Raw genomic sequence first — 21,673 nt, 5'->3', positions numbered from 1 at the left:
ATGGAATCCTTCGATCTCTCCATGATCTGGGCGGTGATCATCGGTTTCGGCGTGATCATGTACGTGCTGATGGACGGTTTCGACCTGGGGCTCGGCATCCTCTACCCCTTCGCGCCGAGCGAGGAGGCCCGGGACGTGATGATGAACTCCGTCGCCCCGGTGTGGGACGGCAACGAGACCTGGCTGGTGCTGGGCGGGGCCGGGCTGCTGGGGGCCTTTCCGCTGGTCTACTCGGTCTACCTGCCGGCCCTCTATATCGGTGTCTTCCTGATGCTCGCCGGCCTGATATTCCGCGGCATCGCCTTCGAGTTCCGCTTCAAGTCGCGACGCAACCGAGTGTGGTGGAACCGTGCCTTCTGCTGGGGCTCGGCGGTCGCCGCCTTCGCCCAGGGCGCCGTGGTGGGGGCCTATATCGAGGGCTTCCCGGTCGAGAACTTCGTCTTCGTCGGAGGGGCCATGGACTGGTTGACGCCCTTCGCGGTCTTGACGGGCATCAGCCTGATGGTCGGCTATGCACTGCTGGGGGCCACCTGGCTGATCCTCAAGTCGGAGGGCGAGATCCAGCGCTGGGCCTACCGCATCACTCCGGTCCTGCTGCTGGCGGTGCTCTCCGCCTTCGCCATGATCAGCGTCTGGACCCCGCTGGTGGATCCGGCGGTGTTCCAGCGCTGGTTCGACCATATTCATCTGATCTGGGTGCTGCCGGCCCTGGCACTGGCCTGTGCCGCCTGGCTGTTGATGGCGGTCCATCGGCGTCAGGAGGGGCAACCCTTCATCGCGACGCTGGGACTCTTCCTCTTTACCTACCTGGGCCTGGTAGCCAGCAAGTGGCCGGTGATCGTGCCCCCCGACTACACGATCTGGGACGCCGCCTCGGCCCCGGAATCACAGCTCTTCCTGCTGATCGGTGTGCTCTTCGTGATTCCCATCGTGCTGGCCTATACCGCCTGGTCCTATTGGGTATTCCGCGGCAAGGTCCGTCCCGGCGACGGCTACCACTAGTCGGTGGGTAGCCGTCATGGTGCCACCCGGGAGGCCTCCCGGTGGCTGGCCGCTTATGCTGCCGGTGAGCGCTGGCGCCTGACGCTGGCGGTCGCCGCCGGAGTGGTGGCCGCCCTGGCCACCCTGGGGCAGCTGGCGCTGCTCGCTCGATTTATCAGCGAGCTGCTGGTGGCGCAGGCGCCGTTGTCGAGGTTGACTCCCCTGGCGCTGGGCATCCTGGCGCTGCTGCTGGTGCGCAGCCTGGCGCTGTTCTTTCAGGAGCGCCTGGGGCTCGTTGCCAGCCTGGCCCTGCGACGGCGGATACGCGGCGAACTGCTTGATCACCTGGCCAGGTTGGGGCCGGCGGGGCTCTCCACCAGGCACTCGGCGTCATTGGCCAGCCAGCTGGTCGAGCAGGTCGAGGCCCTGGATGGCTATATGGCGCGTTATCGCCCGCAGCTCGCCCTGGCAATACTCCAGCCGCTGGTGGTGCTCGTGGCGGTGGCCTGGCTCGACTGGCTGGCGGCGCTCTTCCTGCTGCTGTCGGCGCCACTGATCCCCTTGTTCATGGCCCTGGTGGGCATGGGGGCCGAACGCCTCAATCGCGAACAGTTCGAGGCGGTCTCGCGGCTGTCGGGCCACTTTATCGACCGGGTCCGGGCGGTCACTACCCTGCAGCTCTTCGGGCGCACCCAGGAGGCGACCGCCGAGGTGCATGGCGCCGCCGACGACTATCGTCGGCGCAGCCTGCGAACCCTGCGCGTGGCTTTCCTCTCCTCGGCGGTGCTGGAGTTCTTCGCCTCGGTGGCCATCGCCGTGGTGGCGATCTATGTCGGGTTCGGTCTACTCGGCTATATCACGTTGGGTCCCTCGCCTGAGCTGACCCTGTTCAGCGGCCTGCTGGTGCTGCTGCTCGCTCCGGAGTTCTTCCAGCCGCTGCGTGTGCTCTCCCAGCATTATCATGATCGGGCCGCTGCCCTGGGCGCCGCCGACGGGCTGATGACACTGCTCGCCGAGAGTGTCGAGGGCCTGCGTGGTAGCGACGGTGAAGAAGCGCCACCCGCCGCCATATCGGGGGAGCTGATTCGCCTCGAGGCGGCCACGGTGAGCTATCCCCAACGCGGCCGTGTGCTCGGCCCCCTCGACCTGGTCCTGGTGCCCGGCGAGGTGGTGGTGGTGAGCGCCCCCTCGGGGGGAGGAAAGTCCACGCTGCTGCAGCTGCTGGCGGGCTTCGTTGGCCCCGAGGGGGGGCATCGGTGGATGGCGCCGGGGCTGCGCTACGCCTGGATGGATCAGCGGCCGCTGCTGGTCAAGGGCAGCCTGGCCGATAACCTGTGCTTGTCGGCACCTCAGCCGGGTGTGAGGGCCATGCGCCGGGCCCTGGAGCGTGCCGGCCTGGGCGAGCTGCTGGCACGCCTGCCCGAGGGGCTCGATACACCGCTGGGCGAGCGAGGGGCGGGGCTCTCCGGTGGTCAGGCGCAACGGCTGGCGCTCGCCAGGGTCTTCCTGTGTGATGCCCCGCTGGTGCTGCTCGATGAGCCCACGGCGAGCCTGGATGTGGCGACCGAGGCGGATATCATCGCGGCGCTGAGGGAGCTGGCCCGGGAGGGACGCTGTCTGGTGATCGCTACCCACCACCCGGGGCTGATGGCACTGGCCGACCGGCAGCTGATATTCGATCGGCAGGGGGAGCGCATCCGATGAGAAAATCTGTCGAGGAGCGTCGTGATCTGTGGGGCGAATTGGCCCCCTGGCTACAACTGCTGGCACGCCGCCGCGGACGACTGGCCGCTGGCGCCGGGTTGATGGCAGTGACGCTGCTGTCGGCCATCGGACTGCTGGCGCTCTCCGGCTGGTTTATCACCGCCACCGGTCTTACCGGCATGCTGCTGGCCGCAGGAGTGGCGGCGCGCCTGGACGTCTATCTGCCGGGAGGCGGCATCCGTGCCTTTGCGGTGACGCGAACCGTGGCTCGTTATATGGAGCGACTCTACAACCACGACACGGTGCTGCGACTGCTCGCCGATCTACGTGGACGGCTGTTCGGGGTGATCGCCGCTCTCGATGCGCACGCCCTGAGAGAGCGGCGCGCCAGCGACTGGCTCAATCGGTTGACCGCCGATATCGATACCCTGGACAGCCTCTTTCTGCGATTGCTGGCCCCGGCTATGGTGTCGCTGCTTACCATCCTGGGATTGGGGGGCTTCCTGGCCCTCTGGGTGCCCATGGCGGGGCTCGTGGTCGGGGGCGTGTTGCTGATCGGCTGGGGCTGGCTGGTGGTCGGCCAGGCGCGTCTCGGAATGGCCGCTAGTCGGCGCCAGGTCACCACTCGCGAGTTACTTCGGGGGCGTCTTGTAGAGCAGATGCAGGGCATGGCAGAGCTGGAAGCCTATGGCGCCCTTGCTCATCATCGTCAGCGGATCGAGGCCCTGGAGGCGGAACTCTATCGGGATCAGCGATGGCTCGGGACCCTGGTGGCGCTGGGCAATGCCCTGGTCACGATGCTGGTGGGAGGGGCGGCACTCACCGCGCTGTGGCTCGCCGCCACGGCCTGGCAGGCCGACATGCTCAGCGGACCGGTGGCGGTGATGATGCCCCTGGCGGTGCTGGCCTTGAACGAGGCACTGACCGGTCTTCCAGCTGCCTTTACCTGGCTGGGCGCCACCCGGGGCGCGGCCCGACGACTCAACGGGCTGCGCCGGGCCGCGCCTCGGCCGCCGGCGGTGAGCAGTGGCCGGGACGCACGCCCCGGTCCTCTTTCGGTAAACATCGACAGGGTCTCGCTGCACTATCCCGGGGCGCCACTGGCGGCTCTTGAGGGGCTCTCGTTCCGGCTCGCTGCCGGTGAGCGGCTGGCACTGTGCGGTGTCTCGGGGGCAGGCAAGTCGAGTGTCGCGGGGCTGCTGCTGCGTCAGCTCACGCCCAGCGCCGGCGAGATCCTGCTGGGAGGCGTGGCCCTGGACGCCTGGCCAGAGGCATCGCTTCGCCGGCGGGTGGCCGTGCTGACCCAGCATATCGACCTGCTCGATGACAGCCTGGCCGCCAACCTGCGCCTGGCCCGACCGGAGGCGGAGGATGAGGCGTTATGGGCGGCACTGGCCTGGGTCGAGCTGGCCGACTGGGCGATGACATTGCCCGCGGGCCTCGCCACTCGAGTCGGCGAGGGGGGGCGACGCCTCTCCGGTGGCCAGGCGCGACGCCTGGCCCTGGCTCGGCTGTACCTGCTGGACCCCGATCTGGTACTGCTCGACGAGCCCTTCGCCAGCCTCGATGCCGCTACCGTGGCGCGGCTGAGCCCCCGCCTGAATACCTGGCTCGAGGGGCGTACCACGATCTACCTCGTGCACCAGCTGGATGGCGGAGATTTCGACCCACCCGGGATCGATCACAGCCTGATACTGGTCGAAGGTCAGGTAAATTCATACAAGGAGTCGATATGACTGTCAGGGACGCACTACCCGAGCGGGGCCGTCGCCATCTCTCCCTTCGCCTCGCCATCTTGCTGGCCGGGGCATGGCCACTAGGCTCGGCCCTGGCCGCCGAGCTGCCCGTCGAGGCGGTGACGCTCTCCTCCGGCGGCCTGGCAGAGGTGCAGCGCAGGGCCAGTCTCGAGGGGGATGGCACCCTCCATTTGGAGGTGCCCCTGGAGCAGGTCAACGATGTGCTCAAGAGCCTGGTGGTGCGTGACCCGGCGGGACGCCTTCAGGGGCTCAGCCTCGATGGCCTGGCGACGCTTGATGAGACCTTCCGTCGGCTGCCCTTTGGTCCGGAGGATCTGGGCTCGGTGGCCCGGCTGGCCGATAGCCTGCAAGGGGTCAAGGTAAGGGTGAGCTCCGGTGGGCAGCGCCTCGAAGGGCTGCTGTTGGGTGTCGCGGAGCAGGGTGCCGACGAAAACGGGCGCGCCGTGCAGACCCTGTCGCTGCTCGAGGATGAGGGTGGCGTGGCCACATTGCGCCTGGGCGACGATGCCCGCCTCGAGTTGCTGGACCCTGACCTGCGTGAGCGCCTGGCCGAGGCCGCCGAGGTCAGTGGCCGCGCCCGTACCGACGAGATGCGTCGCATCGCCATCGACCTCGAGGGCGAGGGCGAACGTGATGTGTCGCTTACCTATGTGGTGGCGGCTCCGGTCTGGAAGAGTACCTACCGATTGCTGCTCGAGGCCGACGGCAAGGCTCGCCTGCAGGCGTGGTCGGTGATCGAGAATGCCAGCGGCAGCGACTGGAGCGATGTGGCGCTGACGCTGTCCAGCGGCGCCCCGGTCACCCTGACCCAGCGTCTGCTCGAGCGCTACTGGCCAACGCGCACGGAGGTGCCGGTCACTGCCGACAGCATCGCACCAGTGCGGCCCGACGAGGGTGCCATGGAGGCGCTTCGTGGTGCCAAGGCCGAATCCATGATGGCCTATGGCGACGCTGCAGTGAGCCGCAGCGCGGTGGCGCCCTCTGCCCCGGCATCGCGCCCCGAGGTGGTCGAGAGCGCAACGACGGCCACCTGGCGTCTCCCCACCTCGGTGGATCTCGCGGCGGGGCGGACCCTCTCGCTACCCTATATCGATGCCGCCCTGCCGGCCCGCCGTGTCTCGCTCTACCAGCCCGAGCGCGGCGAGCGTCATCCGGTGGCGGCGGTGCGTCTGGAGAATAGCACCGATGCCTGGCTGCCGCCGGGCCTGGTGGCCGTCTATGACGCAGGAGTGGGGCACGTGGGTGATGTCAACCTGCCGGGGATTCCCGCCGGGGAGTCGCGTCTGGCCAGCTTCGCCGCCGACCGCAAGGTGCGTATCGTCGAGAGCGCCCATCCCGAGGAGCGGCTCGAGCGCATGGTCATCGTCGATGGTGCCCTGCGGATCACTCACCAGTCGCGGCGGGTAACGCATTACGCGGTAGAGAATGATGCCCGTGAGGCCCGTCAGGTGTTGATCGAGCATCCCCGGCGCAGCGGCTGGGAGTTCGCCTCCGAGGCCCTGATGGAGAGCACCCCCAGCCATCATCGCCTGGCGCTTGCCCTCGCGCCTGGCGAGAGTGGTGAGGTCGTGGCGCGGGAGACCCGGGTGCGGCGTCAGAGCCTGGCGCTGGCGAATGCCGGCGTGACCCAGCTTGTCGAGTGGCGAGAGGCCGCCGACGGCGAGACCGCGGCGCATCTTGAGCAAGTGCTGGAGCGTCGCCGGGCACTGGCCGAGGTCGAGCGAGAGCTTGCGGGTCTCGAGGAGCGGCTGACGCGAGCCGCAGAACGCCAGGCACGAATTCGTGACAACCTGGCGGCGGTGGGTACCGACAACGATCTCGGCCAGCGCTATCTGGAGGATCTCGAGGCCGAAGAGGAGAAGATCGCCTCCCTGGAGGAGCAGCGAGAGGCACTCGAGTCCGAGCGGGAAACGCGCCGTGAGGCCCTGGCCGAGACGCTGCGTGAGTTGCCGTAGAAGCGTTGACAGGTGCGGCTTTCGTGTTGGCCCGCTTTCTTTCAGGATGGGGCCATACCGTTCCGGGAGAGTGAGATAAGCGATGCGAGACTTCCTGACCCGACTGCCCAAGGTCGAGCTGCACCTGCATATCGAAGGCACCCTGGAGCCTGAACTGATGTTCGCCCTGGCCGAGCGCAACGGCGTCACGCTGCCCTATGCCTCGGTGGAGGAGGTGCATACCGCTTACGACTTCAGTGACCTGCAATCCTTCCTCGACCTCTACTATCAGGGGATGAGCGTATTGCAGACCGCCCGGGACTTTCATGATCTGGCCATGGCCTATTTCCGTCGTGCCCATGCCGAGGGCGTGGTGCATGTGGAGATGCACTTCGACCCCCAGGCACATCTCGTGCGGGGCGTCGGGCTCGCGGTCGTCATGGAAGGGCTTTCCCTGGCATGCCGCGAGGCCGAGAGGGAGCTGGGCCTCTCCACGGCGCTGATCATGGCGTTTCTGCGCGACCGCGATGCCGACGAGGCGGTGTGGGTGCTGGAGCAGGCGTCGCCCTATTGGGAGATGCTCGATGCCGTGGGGCTGGATAGCGCCGAGCTGGGCAATCCCCCGGAGGCGTTCAGCGAGGTCTTCGAGCGCGCTCGCCGCCTGGGCATTCCGCGAGTGGCGCATGCCGGCGAGGAGGGGCCCCCGGAGTACATACGCAACGCTCTCGACCAGCTCGACGTGTGTCGTATCGATCACGGGGTGCGCTGTCTGGAGGATCCGGACCTGGTGGCCCGCCTGCGCGACGAGCAGGTGGTGCTGACGGTATGTCCGCTCTCCAATCTGCGCCTCAAGGTGGTCGAACGGCTCGAGGAGCACCCGCTGCCACGAATGCTGGCCGAAGGGCTCAATGTGACCCTCAACTCCGACGATCCCGCCTACTTCGGAGGCGGCATGCTGGCCAATTTCCTGGCCTGCAAGCGTGCCTTCGGCTGGGACAAGGAGACTTTCCGCCGCCTGGCCGGCAACGCCATCGAGGCCGCCTTCGTCGGCGAAGAGCGCCGCCAGGAGTGGCGTCGGCAGCTGGCGGAGGCCTGACCGACCAGTCGTATCGCCATGACCGAAGACGGCAGCTCAGAGGCTGCCGTCTTGCTATCCAGGCCCGGCGCATGGTCAGGCCTGCACCATTGCCATCGGGCTCATGTGGTGGCGAGCAGCACCACGCAGAGGGCGGCGGAGACCCACATTGCGAGTCGAATCTCGCCACCCTTGCCGGTGGCCAGCTTGATCAGCACGTAACTCAGGAAGCCAAAGGCGATGCCCAGCGTGATGGAGTAGGTGAGCGGCATCAGGATGATCGCCAGGAAGGCGGGAAAGGCCTCTTCGTAACGACCCCAGTCGATGCGGCCGATCGGCGACAGCATGAACAGCCCAACCAGCACCAGGGCCGGGGCGGTGGCGATGGCTGGCACCAGCGACAGCAGCGGCGACAGGAACAGGAAGGGCAGGAACAGCAGGGCGATGGTCACCGCAACCAGCCCGGTGCGTCCCCCCTGGGCCACGCCCGCCCCGGACTCGATAAAGGTCTGGGCGGCACTGGTGCCCAGTGGTGCCGCGATCATCGAGGCGAAGGCGTCCACGGTCATGGAGCGCTTGAGGTTGCGCGGGTTGCCATCTTCGTCCTTGAGGTCGGCGGACTCCGACAGCGCCATGAAGCAGGAGAGGGCGTCGAAAAAGTTGGTGAACAGCATCACGAAGATGAAGGGCAGGTAGGCCACCTTGAGGGCACCGAGGATATCGACCCTCAAGACGGCACCGAAGTCTGGCCAGGCGGCGAGACCGCTCCACTCCACCATCAGCTCCTCGCCCCACAGCCGACCCATGGGGGCCGCCAGCAGCGTGGTCAGCGCGATGCCCAGGATCAGGGCGCCGTTCATGCGCAGGATCACCATCACGGCGGTGGCCATCAGGCCGATGAAGAAGGTCACCAGACCGGGATCAAAGCTGCCCAGGGTCACCAGGGTGGCCTCGCTGCCCACGATAAAGCCGGCGTTCTTCAGCCCGATAAAGGTGATAAAGAGGCCGATGCCGCAGGTGATGGCATAGCGTAGCGAGGCGGGAATCGCCTCGATGATCGCCTTGCGCACATTGAAGACCGCGAGCACGGCAAACAGCACACCCGACCAGAACACGCAGCCCAGGGCGACCTCCCAGGAGAGGCCGGCCCCCAGCACCAGCGTATAGGTGAACAGGGCGTTCATGCCCATGCCCGGTGCGACCAGGATGGGGTTGCGCGCATACAGGCCCATGGCCAGGCTGCTCATGAAACTGATCAGCACGGTGGCGGAGAGTGCCGCCGAGAAGGGGATGCCGGCCTCGGCCAGGATCGCCGGGTTGACCACGATGATATACATCGAAGCCAGGAAGGTGGCGACGCCGGCAAGGATCTCGGTCCTTATGCTGGAGCCTCGTCGGCTGACACCGAAGTAACGATCGAGTGGGTGCACGTCGGCCGGCGTCGGCACGCTCGTCGATTTATCGGCCAGTGGCGAAGTGTTGGCGCTCATGGATACCCCTTGTTGTTGTTGAGTAGCAGTACTGAATCAGTTGTTGTCGATCGGCGATTCTTGATGGGCCATGATGATGGAACGCTCCCTGGTGCCCATCATGGCCGGGACGTGTCGGCGCCTCGCTGGTACGCCGACACGAGGAGCCCTTCACTCGTGTTCAGGACCTGTGCCTTTCTTCCAGGTCATCACGTCGATGTTGTAAACGACCATCGGCCCAGGTTTCGGCGACACAGCGGTCGTCGCCCATCATCATCACCGCGAAGAGCGTTTCGGAAAGCGAGGTGCTTCGCGCCGTACGCCGCGCCATCAGCGGTGTGGCGGCAGGGTCGAGCACCACGAAGTCGGCGGCCATGCCCGGCGCCAGACGGCCGATATGGGCGTCGAGAGAGAGTGCCCGGGCATTGCCCAGCGTCAGTCCATAGAGTCCCTGCCAGGCGGTGAGAGGCTGACCGCGCAGCTGTCCCACCTGATAGGCGGCCTTGAGCGTGGCTAGACCGGAGAGGTCGGTTCCGGCGCCTACGTCACTGGCGAAGGTGACGTTCAATGCCATCTCCCGGGCGGCCTGACGGTCGAACAATCCGCTGCCCAGGAAGAGATTGGAGCTGGGGCAGAAGGCCAGGTTAGCCCCGCGCTCGGCGAGACGGCCACGCATCTCGTTGTCGAGGTGGATGCCATGGGCGAAGGTGCTGCGTGGTCCTACCAGCCCCGACTGTTCATAGACCTCGAGGTAGTCCCGACTACCCGGGAAGAGCTCGGCGACCCAGTCGAGCTCGCCGGTGTTCTCGGCCAAGTGGGTCTGCACCCACAGGCTGTCGTCGCTGCGCAGCACCCCACCGGCGGCGTCGAGCTGCGCGCGAGTGGAGGTCGGGGCGAAGCGCGGCGTCAGGCTGTAGCCGAGCCGCCCCTTGCCGTGCCAGTCGCCGATCAGTCGCTCACTGTCACGGATGCCCCCCTCGAGGTCGTCGGTCAACCCAGCTGGGGCATGGCGGTCCATCAGCACCTTTCCCGCCAGCATGCACAGGCCGCGGCGGTGACTGGCGGCGAAGAAGGCATCCACCGAGGCGGGATGGCTGGAGCAGAACACCTGGGCGGTGGTAGTGCCGACCCGCAACAGCTCGTCGAGAAAGGCATCGGAAAGCGCCGCGGCGTGGTCGGGGTCAGCGAAGCGCTGCTCCTCGGGGAAGGTGTAGTCATTGAGCCAGTCGAGTAGCTGGCGACCGTAGGAGGCGATGATCTCGAGTTGCACATAGTGCACGTGGCTGTCGATAAAGCCCGGTGTAATCAGCTTGCCGCGATGATCGATCACCTCAGTGTCGGGGGGCAGAATCGGTGCCAGGCTGGCGTACTCCTCCACCGCCCGGATCCGGCCATTCTCGACCCACAGGGCACCGTCGGCGATATGGCGCACACTGCCCGGGGCGGGCGTATCGTCATCGCCGGGATCGGCATCGAAGCTCAGCAGTTCGGCGCGTACAACGCGCGAATTGGTCGTCGTCATTTTCGTTGAGGCTCGTGGTATGGGCGCTAATCGGGGCTAATCCGGGGTAGGCCTGCCTCTCTCCTCTTCGGCCTGCCCCCGGCGCCCCTAGGTTTTTGGTGTCGTCAGGCCAAGGGCACTTCGCAGTTCGGCCGGATCCAGGCCCCGCTGTTCGGGGCGTTCGTTGTCCGCCACCAGTGGCAGCAGCTCGGCCACGGTGGCCAGGGCGATGGCGTAGGGGCGCTTGTCGCTGCCTCTCTGCCTATTTCCCTCTGCTCCTGTCGTCATGCCCATGGGACAGCGCACCCGAGCCAGGGCAGCCTCATCGTGGCCGGCGTCGCGCAGACGCGAGCGGAAGCTGGCCCATTTGCTCCGGGAGCCGATCAGGCCGATGGAGGCGCAGTCACCGCGACGCAGCAGGGCGTCTATCAGAGCGCGGTCTTCGGCATGGTCGTGGGTCATCACCAGACAGTGGGCGACCGGCGGCAGGGCGGCCACGGCGGCCTCGGGATCCGGTGCCGGACGACATGCCAGTCGCGCCTGGTGGGATGCCCAGTCGGGAAAGACGCCCTCGCGGCTGTCATGCCATAGCAGCTGCCAGCCGAGGGGCTCGATCAGGCGGGCGATCTCGCCGCCCACATGGCCGGCGCCGAATAGCGCAAGGGTGGTGGTGCTGCCGGGAAAGACCTCGATCAGCACATTGACGAAACCTCCACAGCACTGGCCGCTGCGACCGCCCAGGCTGAAGGCTTCCAGGCTGATGCCGGGTTCCGGGCGCCCTGCGTGTCCGGCCAGACGCTGCCGGGCGGCGGCGATGGTCTGCCACTCGAAGGTGCCGCCTCCCAGGGTGTCATAGACGGCGTCTGCGGTGATCACCATGCGTGCCCCGGGCTCGCGTGGCGTCGAGCCGGCACTGGTGACCTGGGTGGCCAGGGCATGGGGCACGCCCTCCTGCTGCAGGCGATGAAGGGCGGCGTGCCAGCTTTCCGGGCGCGCACTCATGGCACTACCTCCTCGCTGGCCCTTGCCTCCTGATGGCCATGGCGGCGCAACGCCTCGGCGGCCATCAATACCCGCTCCGGCGTTGCCGGCGTATCCAGGCGTGGCGAGGCATGGTAGCCAGCAAGGCTAGCCAGGGCATCACGAAGCGCCGACCATACCGAGATGGCCAGCATGAAGGGGGGTTCACCCACCGCCTTGGAGCGGTAGAGGCTGGCCATGGAGTTGGGGTGGCCCTCCATCAGCTCGACATTGAACACCGGCGGCAGGTCCCCGTAGGTGGGGATCTTGTAGGTGGCTGGCCCCTCGTTGAGTAGGCGCCCGTCGTCGTTCCACCTGAGCTCCTCGCTGGTCAGCCAGCCCATGCCCTGGATAAAGCCGCCTTCGACCTGGCCCAGGTCGATGGCCGGGTTGAGCGAGTCGCCGACGTCGTGAAGGATATCGACGCGCGCTACCTGGTACTCCCCGGTCAGGGTATCGACGTGGACTTCGCTTACAGCGGCGCCGAAGGCGTAGTAGTAGAAGGGGCGCCCTTTGCCGGTTTCCCGGTCATAGTGGATCAGCGGGGTGGCATAGAAGCCCTTCTCGGAGAGCGATATACGACCGAAGTAGGCCGCCTGCACCAGCTCACCCCAGGGGATGCGCCGTTCGCTCTCGCCGCTGCCGGCCACCAGGTGGCCCGCTTCCAGGCGCATGCCGTCACGCTCGAGGCCCTGGTCGGCATGCAGGTTCGCGGCGGCGAAATCGAAGAGCCGTTCCTTGAGCCTGAGACAGGCGTCCCGGGCGGCCATGCCGTTGAGGTCGGCGCCGCTGGAGGCGGCTGTCGGTGATGTGTTGGGAACCTTGTCGGTGCGGGTAGCGGTGATGCGTACCGCCTCGAGATCCAGTCCCAGCTCGCGTGCGACCACCTGACAGATCTTGGTGTGCAGGCCCTGGCCCATCTCGGTACCGCCATGATTGATCTGCATGCTACCGTCGGTATAGACGTGGAGCAGGGCACCGGCCTGGTTGAGGTGTTTGGCGGTAAAGGAGATGCCGAACTTCACCGGCGTCAGCGCCAGTCCCCGCTTGATCACGGAGCCTTGGGCATTGAACTCGGTGATCTCACGCCGGCGCTGCCAGTAGTCGCTGGAGGCTTCCAGACGCTCGATCAACTCGTGGAGCAGGCCAAGCTGTTCCACCGTCTGGCCATAGTGTGTGGTTCGGCGCAGGGGCGTCTCGCCCCCTCGATAGAGATTGCGCTTGCGAATGGTCAGCGGGTCCTCGCCGACACGCCGCGCAATGTCGTCCATGGCCGCTTCGATCACCATCATGCCCTGGGGACCCCCGAAGCCGCGGAAGGCGGTGTTGGAGGCGAAGTGGGTGCGTGCTCGGTGGCCGGTGACCCGGGCCTGGCCCAGCGAGTAGGCGTTGTCGGCGTGGAACATGGCGCGGTCGACGATTGCCTCGGAGAGGTCCGGCGAGTATCCGCAATCGCCGATCAGGGTAAGTTCGCCGCCCTGGATCACGCCCGACTCGTCGATGGCCAGACGGTAGCGATTGTGGAAGGGGTGGCGCTTGCCGGTGACGCGCATGTCCTCGGCGCGGGGCAGGCGCAGCTTGGCGGCACGCCCGGTGCGACGGCTGATCAGGGCAGCGATGCACGCCCACGGCGAGGCCTGGGTCTCCTTGCCCCCGAAGCCGCCCCCCATGCGACGCACCTCCACCGTGACCGCATGCAGCGGCACGCCCAACACCTCGGCGACCAGCTTCTGGGTCTCGCTGGGGTGCTGGTTGGAGGTGTGAACCACGACGCCCTCGTCCTCGGTAGGCGTCACCAGGCAGGCCTGGCCCTCGAGATAGAAGTGCTCCTGACCGCCGACGAACTGCTCGCCTTCCACGACCGAGGAGGCCATGGCGAGGGTGGCTTGCCAGTCGCCGCTCTCTTGAACGTGGGTCGGGCGCACGAACTCGCCGCGCTCGGCGGCGGCCACCGGGTCGAGGCTGGCCGGCTGCTCGTCGATCTTCACGACGCCTGCATCCATGGCGGCCTTGACCGCCTCCCGGGCGGCCCGGTGACTCTCTCCGGCGACCGCAAACAGGACCTGGCCCGCGTAGCTGATCTCCTCTTCCACAAAGATCGGGTCGCCGGGAAATACCGGACCAATATCGGTATGCCCCGGCACGTCGTGAAAGCCGACCGCATCGACCACGCCTGGCAGGGCGCGGACGCGTTCCATGTCGATCGGCGCCAGGCGGCCGTGGGCGACCGGGGAGAGCGCCAGCGCGAGATGCAGGCAATTGGACGGTGCCTGAATATCGTCGATATAGGCGGCTTTCCCGGTCACGTGCTTGACGGCGCTTTCGTGGGCATGCGCGTGGGCGTGGATATTGCTGGCGGTGACGCTCCCCTGGCGCTGGCGGGGCTTAGTGAGCGTACGCATGGAGCATGACCTCCCGAGAGCCTTGGGGGTTATCGTTGGACGGGTGCGATTCGCTTACCACCAGCCGCAAGCGTTCGAGCAGATTGGCGGCGCTCAGGCGGCGGTAGTCGGCACTGCCGCGCACATCACTCATGGGTTGGAAGTCCGTCTCGAGAGCGGCACGGGCCGCAGCGAAGGCCGCAGGTGTGGGGGCGTGCCCCTCCAGGGCCGCCTCGGCCGCCTCGGCGCGTCTGGGGATCGCCGCCATGCCGCCGAAGGCCAGGCGCACGTCACGCATCACGCCGTCGTCAAGGTGCCAGGTGAAGGCCCCAAGTACCGCGGAGATATCATCCTCCCGGCGCTTCGAGAGCTTCCAGATCCTCAGCTCTCGCTCGGGCTGGGGGTGGGGCAGGAAGATGGCGCGAATCACCTCGCCCGGGCGTAGTTCGGTGTGCTTGTAATCGAGGAAGAATTCATCGAGGGGGAGCTCGCGCTCGGCTATTCCTTCATCGTCTCCTCCTTCAGGGTCTCCCGGGCCCGCCAGCCGGAGGCGACTGCCCAGGGCGAGCAGCACCGGTGGGGTGTCGCCGATGGGCGAGGCGTTGGCGATATTGCCACCCAGGGTGCCGCGGTTGCGTACCTGGGCCGAGCCCAGACGATGGAGTAGATGCTCGAAGGAGGGATAGTGCTCGGCCAGCAGCGGCTCGAGGCGTGCATAGGTTACCGCCCCGCCGATCCACCAGCCGTGCCGTCCGTCATCCAGCGTGGCCGGCTCGATGTGCTGGAGCTCTGCCACCCGGGTCAGGTCCACGACGCGCGGGAAGCGGGCCAGGCGTTGGGTCACCTCGAGCCAGAGGTCGGTGCCCCCGGCGACCAGTGGTGCCTCGGGGTGAGTTCGGCGCTCGGCTATCAGCGACTCAAGCGAGGCGGGCTGAATAAAACCGGACTCCTTCGACTGGAGCGCCGGCCCGGCGTTCTCCGGTTTCTCACCGACCATGGCGCTGTTGCCTTCCGGGGCTGTCGGCTCCCAGACCCTGACGACGGGGGCGGGGTAGTCACCCATGGCCATGGCGGCATCGCGAATCGGGCGATAGCCGGTGCAGCGGCAGAGGTTGCCGCCAAGCGTTGCCTCCAGGCGCGCCGCCGTCAGCGGGGCAGGTGCGCGCTGTTGTTCTTCGTGAAGGGTAAACAGCGACATCACGATCCCCGGGGTACAGAAGCCACACTGGCTGGCGTGGCACTCGACCATGGCCGCCTGTGCCGGATGCAGGGCATCGCCCCGGGACAACCCCTCGACGGTTACCAGGGCGCGATCGTTGAGCTGATGAGCGGGTGTGATGCAGGCGTTGGCGGCCTGATAGCGAAGGGTACCCTGGTCGTCGCGCTCGCCGATGGCCACGGTGCAGGCGCCGCAGTCACCGGTGGCGCAGCCCTCCTTGGTACCGGTCTGGCCCAGGGTGTCGCGCAGCAGCTCGAGCACGCTGGTGTCGGGCGTCGCCTCGCACCGGCGCGGTTGGCCGTTGAGCAGGAATTCAATCATCACCGTTCTCTTGTGGTTGGTCTTGGGGCGGTGGCGGAATCCGAGGCTTAGGTGTCAGGGGTAAGCCTCGAATCCAATCTGACCGATCGGTCAGGAATGCTTTTAGCTTGGTTCAGGAAAGGAAGGAATGCAAGCTCTGACCCGACTGCTCCAGGGCAATCGCAAGATAGCTTGGCAGCCTGGTGGCTCGGGGCTGATCTGGCGACAAGCCCCGGAGCGCCGGACCGACGAGGAGGCGCTGTGAATACTTCCCTGTACGCTACCGACGCCTTCCCTGGCGTAGGACCTCCTTTTCGGCTTGTCCCCAGCGCCCCTTGTTTCCGATAACGGCGATATCCCTGCCGACCATCGCCACCATGGTTTGCACGCCTTGGGGGCGTGCGGCAAACTCCTGCCATTCAGACCGCCCAGGAGAGCCCCATGACCCAGCGTGATGCTGTCGTTTCCGTTCGCACCGACAACGGCAGCGGGGCCACCCGGGAGCGCAACGAACGCGAGATACTGGCTGCCGCCGAGCGGGTGTTCGCGGATCATGGCTACCGCGGCGCCAGCCTGGCCGAGATCGCGGCCCAGGCGGGGCTTCCCAAGTCCAACCTCCTCTACTACATGGGTAGCAAGCGTGGCCTCTATGTGCGTCTGCTGGAGCGGATGATGGCGCGCTGGAATGCGCTGCTCGACGAGATCTCCGTGGATGACGACCCGGCCGAGGTGCTGGAGGCCTTTATCCGCAGCAAGATGCAGCTCTCCCGGCGACACCCGGAGGGGTCGCGACTGTTTGCCGCCGAGATCCTGGCCGGTGCCCCCTTTCTCCAGGAGTACCTGCGTGGCGACCTGCGGGACTGGGTAGAGGCCCGCGCGGCGATCTTCCGCCAATGGGCCGAGCGCGGGCTGATGGACCCGGTCGACCCGGTATGGCTGATCTTCCTGATCTGGTCGGCGACCCAGCACTACGCCGATTTCGAGGCCCAGGTGGTCGGCATCACCGACCGGGAGTCGCTCAGCGACAGCGATGTCGAGAGCATCACCAACTTCCTGACCCGGGTGATCCTCAAGGGCTGTGGTGTTGAAGCGCGTGCCGAGACGGAGCGCTGACACCACATGACCCTGCCCATCGACGCTCGCCTCGACGCTATCCATGCGGCGTTGGCCGATCACTCCCGTGCGCTGCTGGTGGCCGAACCTGGTGCCGGCAAGACCACCCGAGTGCCGCTCTCCCTGCTCGATGCCCCCTGGGCCCGGGAGGGTCGCCTGCTGGTGCTCGAGCCGCGACGAGTGGCGGCACGACTGGCCGCCGGCTTTATGGCCGATCAACTGGGTGAACGGCTCGGGGAGACGGTGGGCTACCGGATGCGCGGCGAGAGCCGGGTGGGCCCTGCCACGCGTCTGGAGGTGGTGACCCAGGGGGTGCTCACCCGGATGCTGCAGGAGGACCCCCTGCTCGAGGGCGTGTCCGGGATCGTCTTAGATGAGTTTCATGAACGTAGCCTGGAGGCGGATCTGGGCCTCGCCCTGGCCCTGGACGCCCAGACGGTGCGTGATGACCTGCGCCTGCTGGTGATGTCGGCCACCCTGGATGTCGATGCCCTGCTCGGCGTGCTGGGTCAGGAGACGCCGGTGATCGAGTGTCCGGGGCGAACCTTTCCGGTCGAGACCCGCTATCGAACGCTCGATGCCCGCCAGGAAATGCCTGCCCAACAGGCCAGGGCACTGCTCGACGCCATGGCCGAGCAGCAGGGGGATGCCCTGGTGATCCTGCCCGGGGTGGCGGAGATTCGTCGCCTGGCGGCGGAACTGGCCAGCCGTGCCCCCGAGCTGCTTGCCCTGGAGCTCCACGGACGCCTGCCTCTCGACGCCCAGCGCCGCGCCCTGCGCCCCGACTCGGAGGGGCGCCGCCGGGTGGTGCTGGCCACCGCCATCGCCGAATCCAGCGTCACCGTGGATGGCGTGCGCCTGGTGATGGATGCCGGTCGCGAACGGGTACCGGTGTTCCAGCCGCGCAGCGGCCTGACCCGGCTGGAGACCCGGCGCGTTAACCGTGCCAGCGCCGACCAGCGACGCGGGCGTGCCGGCAGGCAGGGGCCGGGGCTCTGCGTCCGGCTGTGGGCCGAGGAGCAGCCGCTGATCCCCCATGGTGAGCCGGAGATTCGTCAGGCCGACCTGGCGCCGCTGGCCTTCGAGCTGGCGCGCTGGGGTATTACCGACGCACACCAGCTAGCCTGGGTGACGCCGCCACCGACCGGCCCCCTGGCCGCCGGTCGCGACCTGCTTCGCCGCCTTGGGCTGGTGGATGATGCCGACCACCTCACCGAGCTTGGGCGAGGCGCATCACGCTGGCCCACGCATCCTCGCCTGGCGGCGATGTTGGAGCGTGCCGGCGAGCGCCGGGCGTCCGCACTGGCCTGTGCCCTGGTGGCACTGCTCGAGGAGCGCGGGGTCGACCAGGAGCGTGACCTGGAGCGCATGTTGCAGGCCCGGCTGAGTGAGCCTCGTTCGCACCGACAGTGGCAACGAGACGCCGAGCGCCTGGCCCGCATCGCCGGGGTGGCACTCAAGGTCTCCGACCCGAGCCCACTCGGAGAGCTGATGGCCATCGCCTACCCGGAGCGTATCGCCCAGCGCCTCGAGTCGCCGGGACGCTTCCGCCTCGCCGGGGGTGGGCATGCCACCCTGCCCGAGGGCCATCCCCTGGCCCATACCGAGCTGCTGGTGGCCGCCGAGCTCTCCGGTGAGGCCAGCGGCGCGCGTATCTTTCGCGCCGTGGCGCTGTCTTGTGAGCGCCTGGAGGCGCTCTATCCCGAGTGTGCCGAGTGGCGCACGCGTCTCGAGTGGTCCGACGAGCAGGGTGGGCTGACGGGGGAGGAGGTGCGCGGCCTGGGGGCCGTGGTGCTCGAGCGACGTGCCCTTCAGGCGTTGCCGCCGGAAGCGGTGCGCCAAGCTCTGCTCGATGCCCTGCGCCGCCGCGGGCTCCCGGATAACCAGGCGCTGACCCAACTGCGGGGCCGGCTGGCGCTGCTGCACCGCACCCTGGGGGAAGCGTGGCCGGAGGTGTCCGACGAGGCGCTGCTCGAGGAGCTCGACGACTGGCTGGGGCCCCACCTCGACGGCATTCGTCGGCTGGATGCCGTGGAGCGCCTGCCGCTGGCGCGTCTGCTGCTGCATAGTCTCGACTGGTCCCTGCGTGGACGTCTCGATGAGCTCGCCCCGGAGCGCCTGACGGTGCCCAGCGGTGCCACCCACCGGGTCGACTACGCGCCCTGCCTGGCGGGCAAGCCACCGGTGCTGGCGGTGAAGTTGCAGGAGTGCTTCGGCTGGCACGCCTCGCCGCGGGTTGCCGAGGGGCGCGAGGCGGTACTGTTGCATCTGCTCTCGCCGGCGCGTCGGCCGCTGCAGGTCACTGCCGACCTGGCCAGCTTCTGGGCCGGGGGGTATGCGCAGGTGCGTCGCGAGATGCGAGGTAGGTACCCCAAGCATCCCTGGCCCGAGGATCCCATGGCCGCCGAGGCCACCGCCCGTACCAAGCGTCGCGGCTAGGAGTGGTCATACCGCAGGCATCGAGACCGACGGCGCCGCCTCAGCACCCATTTCTCGACCTCGATCACCAGGTAGAGGCCGATGCTGACCGCAAGGATCACCAGCCAGTGGAACGGGGCGAGTCCCTCGGCACCGAACACCAGCTGCATGACGGGCAGGTAGGTCCAAACTAGCTGCAACGCTACCACGGCCATGATGGAGCCCCACACCGGCCGGCTGCCGAAGATACCGCCGAGGCTGAGGGTGCTGCCGATCAGGAAGCGGCTATTGATCAGGTAGGCGGCGCTGCCCATCACCAGCATGTTGACGGCCCCCGCCCGTGCCAGCTCGATGCTGCCGCCCTGGGCGTTGAGAATCCATGAGAAGACCCCGAACACGCCGAGCAGCAGCAACAGGGAGACAAAGCCCACCCGCCACAGCAGGAAGAGGTCGAGCAGGGCGGCGTCCGGTTTTCGCGGGCGCCGCCTCATCAGGTTGTGCTCACCCTTCTCGAAGGCCAGCGCCAGGCCCAGGGTCACGGCCACCACCATATTGACCCACAGCGCCTGAACCGGCGTGACCGGTAGCTGTGTGCCGGCTACCACGGCCAGCAGGATGGCCAGACCCTGGGCGCCATTGGCGGGCAGCAGATAGGTGATGGTCTTGCGGATATTGTCGTAGACCTTGCGGCCCTCGCGGATGGCCCCGACGATGGTGGCGAAGTTGTCGTCGGCCAGCACCATCTCCGCGGCCTCCTTCGCGGCTTCGGTGCCCTGGATGCCCATGGCGACGCCGACGTCGGCACGCTTTAGCGCCGGACCGTCATTGACCCCGTCACCGGTCATGGCACAGATGCCGCCATGCTCCTGCATCGCCCGAACCAGGCGCAGCTTGTGCTCGGGCGCCGCCCGGGCGAACACATCCACCTGGAGGACCACCTCGCGAAGCTCGGCATCGCTCATCGCCTCGATCTCGCGGCCGCGTATCGCGCGTTCGGTATGGGCGAAGCCCAGCTGGCGGGCGATGGCCAGGGCGGTAACCGCGTGGTCGCCGGTGATCATCACCGGGCGGATGCCGGCGGCCAGGCACTCCCGCACCGCCGTGATGGCCTCGTCGCGAGGTGGATCGAGCAGTCCCACCAGCCCCAGCAGTATCAGGTCGTCCTCAGTGTGGTGATCCTCCAGCGCCTGAACCTCCTGGAGTGGCTTCTCGCCCAGGGCCAGGACTCGAAGGCCCTGGGCCGACAGCGCATGGATACGTGCTTCCCACTGCTGGCGCTCAATCGCCATCTCCCCGCCATCTTCGCGACGCACCCGAGTGCATCGCTCCAGCAGGCGGTCGGGCGCCCCCTTGATCAGCAGAACCTGCTGCCCCTCGCGTTCATGCAGGGTGGCCATGGACTTGCGTCTGGAGTCGAAGGGGATGGTGTCCAGGCGGCGGTGCTCGTCACGCAGGGAGCGTGCCACGATTCCCGCCTTGGCCGCCGCCACCACCAGGGCACCCTCCGTGGGGTCACCGTGGATCACCCACTGGTCCTCCTCATGGGCCAGCTCGGCATCGTTGCAGAGTACGCCGACCTCGAGGAAGTGGTGCAGGGCGCGATGCGCCTCGGTTACCAGAGGGGGCGAAAGCGAGTTGTCGTCGGCATCCAGCGCGTGGAAGTCACCGTCGGGGGCGAAGCCGGTGCCGGTGATATGGATCTCTCCCTCCGGCAGCCAGATCGCCCTGGCGGTCATCTCGTTGCGGGTCAGGGTGCCGGTCTTGTCGGTGAAGATGGTGGAGATCGAGCCGAGGGTCTCCACCGCCGGCAGGCGCCGAATAATGGCATTCTGTCGAGCCATGGCCTGCACCCCCAGGGCCAGGCCGATGGTGACGATGGCCGGCATGCCTTCCGGGATGGCCGCCACGGCGAGCCCCACCGCCGCCATGAACATCTCGCCGACGGGCTTGTCATGAACGAGCACCCCGAAGGCGGCGGTGAGCACGGCGATGGCCACGATGACCAGGGCCAGGATGTGACCGGCCCGGTCGATCTGGCGCAGTAGCGGCGTCTTGAGCTGTTCCACACCGCGCAACATCTCGGAGATGCGGCCGATCTCGGTGCGGATGCCGGTCTCCACCACCAGCCCGCGAGCGGTACCCTGGACCACGAGGGTGCCGGCGTAGGCCATGCCGGTGCGGTCGCCAAGGTCCGCGTCATCCGCCACCGGTGCGGTAGCCTTCTCCACCGCGGTGGACTCCCCGGTCAGGGAGGCCTCGTCGGTGCGCAGGCGCTTGGCCTCCAGCAGGCGCAGGTCCGCCGGCACGCGATCACCGCCCTCCAGCATGACCACATCGCCCGGCACCAGCGCCTCGGCATCGATCGTCTGGCGCTTGCCGTTTCGCAGCACCCTGGCCTGTGGCGAGAGCATATCGCGTATGCTCTCCAGGGCCTGCTCGGCCTTGCCTTCCTGAAGGAAACCGATCAGGGCGATGATCAGCACCACGCCGAAGATGGCGATGGCATCCAGAGTATGGCCAAGCCCCAGGCTCGCCACACCGGCGCCGATCAGCACCAGCATCAGGATATTGTTGAGCTGCTCCAGCAGTCGCTTCCACCATGGACGGCCCTCGGCCCGCTGAAGCAGGTTGGGGCCGAAGCGCGCCAGACGAGCTCGGGCCTCGGCCTCGCTCAGCCCGTGACGATCGGCCTCGAGGTGCTCGAGGGCCTGCTGTTCAGACTGGGCATGCCAGGCGACTCTCTTCCAGGGGCGGGGCTCGGACATCCAGTAACCTCCAGCGGCGGGGCAATCTATTCCAGA

The 21,673-nt window shown here is 67.5% G+C and carries 13 protein-coding genes; 7 read left to right on the top strand and 6 right to left on the bottom strand.

Going from position 1 to position 21,673, the window contains the following annotated elements:
* The 5 genes from cydB (at position 1) to Q0894_RS07425 (ending at position 7,472) form a co-directional block, all read left to right on the top strand.
* Positions 1-1,002, top strand: a complete 1,002-nt coding sequence (gene cydB, locus Q0894_RS07445) for a cytochrome d ubiquinol oxidase subunit II (RefSeq protein ID WP_299233108.1) — start codon at positions 1-3, stop codon at positions 1,000-1,002.
* 3 nt (positions 1,003-1,005) lie between these two features.
* Positions 1,006-2,685 (top strand): thiol reductant ABC exporter subunit CydD, encoded by a 1,680-nt coding sequence (cydD, locus tag Q0894_RS07440; protein ID WP_299233105.1) that lies wholly within the window; start codon positions 1,006-1,008, stop codon positions 2,683-2,685.
* Positions 2,682-4,421 carry a thiol reductant ABC exporter subunit CydC gene (gene cydC / locus Q0894_RS07435; protein ID WP_299233103.1) on the top strand — a complete coding sequence of 580 codons (1,740 nt, stop codon included), beginning with the start codon at positions 2,682-2,684 and terminating at the stop codon, positions 4,419-4,421. Before cydD ends, cydC begins: the two co-directional genes overlap by 4 nt.
* Positions 4,418-6,397 (top strand): DUF4139 domain-containing protein, encoded by a 1,980-nt coding sequence (locus tag Q0894_RS07430; protein WP_299233101.1) that lies wholly within the window; start codon positions 4,418-4,420, stop codon positions 6,395-6,397. The genes cydC and Q0894_RS07430 overlap by 4 nt, the downstream gene beginning before the upstream one ends.
* A gap of 82 nt (positions 6,398-6,479) precedes the next feature.
* Entirely contained in the window at positions 6,480-7,472 is a 993-nt protein-coding gene (locus tag Q0894_RS07425) for an adenosine deaminase (RefSeq protein WP_299233098.1), read from the top strand.
* Between the two features lie 101 nt (positions 7,473-7,573).
* Here the strand turns inward: Q0894_RS07425 and Q0894_RS07420 are convergent, their stop codons facing one another.
* The 5 genes from Q0894_RS07420 to xdhA form a co-directional block, all read right to left on the bottom strand.
* The gene (locus Q0894_RS07420) at positions 7,574-8,941 is read right to left on the bottom strand and encodes an NCS2 family permease (protein WP_132041158.1); all 1,368 of its coding nucleotides are present in this window, start codon (positions 8,939-8,941) and stop codon (positions 7,574-7,576) included.
* Between the two features lie 160 nt (positions 8,942-9,101).
* Positions 9,102-10,442 (bottom strand): guanine deaminase, encoded by a 1,341-nt coding sequence (gene guaD / locus Q0894_RS07415; protein WP_299233094.1) that lies wholly within the window; start codon positions 10,440-10,442, stop codon positions 9,102-9,104.
* Between the two features lie 87 nt (positions 10,443-10,529).
* Positions 10,530-11,423 (bottom strand): xanthine dehydrogenase accessory protein XdhC, encoded by an 894-nt coding sequence (gene xdhC / locus Q0894_RS07410; protein WP_299233091.1) that lies wholly within the window; start codon positions 11,421-11,423, stop codon positions 10,530-10,532.
* Positions 11,420-13,843 (bottom strand): xanthine dehydrogenase molybdopterin binding subunit, encoded by a 2,424-nt coding sequence (gene xdhB / locus Q0894_RS07405; protein WP_299233089.1) that lies wholly within the window; start codon positions 13,841-13,843, stop codon positions 11,420-11,422. Before xdhB ends, xdhC begins: the two co-directional genes overlap by 4 nt.
* Positions 13,827-15,362 carry a xanthine dehydrogenase small subunit gene (gene xdhA / locus Q0894_RS07400; protein ID WP_299233086.1) on the bottom strand — a complete coding sequence of 512 codons (1,536 nt, stop codon included), beginning with the start codon at positions 15,360-15,362 and terminating at the stop codon, positions 13,827-13,829. The genes xdhB and xdhA overlap by 17 nt, the downstream gene beginning before the upstream one ends.
* A gap of 420 nt (positions 15,363-15,782) precedes the next feature.
* Between xdhA and Q0894_RS07395 the strand changes: the two genes are divergently transcribed.
* Complete coding sequence (locus tag Q0894_RS07395) at positions 15,783-16,454, top strand: TetR/AcrR family transcriptional regulator (protein WP_299233083.1); 672 nt, start codon at positions 15,783-15,785, stop codon at positions 16,452-16,454.
* A gap of 6 nt (positions 16,455-16,460) precedes the next feature.
* A complete protein-coding gene (gene hrpB / locus Q0894_RS07390; protein ID WP_299233080.1) occupies positions 16,461-18,893 on the top strand; it encodes an ATP-dependent helicase HrpB in 2,433 nt (810 codons plus the stop codon).
* On the opposite strand, the gene Q0894_RS07385 is transcribed toward hrpB, so the two are convergent.
* Complete coding sequence (locus Q0894_RS07385; RefSeq protein ID WP_299233078.1) at positions 18,890-21,637, bottom strand: HAD-IC family P-type ATPase; 2,748 nt, start codon at positions 21,635-21,637, stop codon at positions 18,890-18,892. The two genes, hrpB and Q0894_RS07385, sit on opposite strands and share 4 nt — an antisense overlap.
* Positions 21,638-21,673: the final 36 nt, after the last annotated feature.

The sequence above is a fragment of the uncultured Halomonas sp. genome, from assembly GCF_947501415.1.
Taxonomy (GTDB): domain Bacteria; phylum Pseudomonadota; class Gammaproteobacteria; order Pseudomonadales; family Halomonadaceae; genus Halomonas.
Note: the sequence above shows the minus strand (reverse complement) of the source record. Positions and strands in the feature narration are given on the sequence as shown.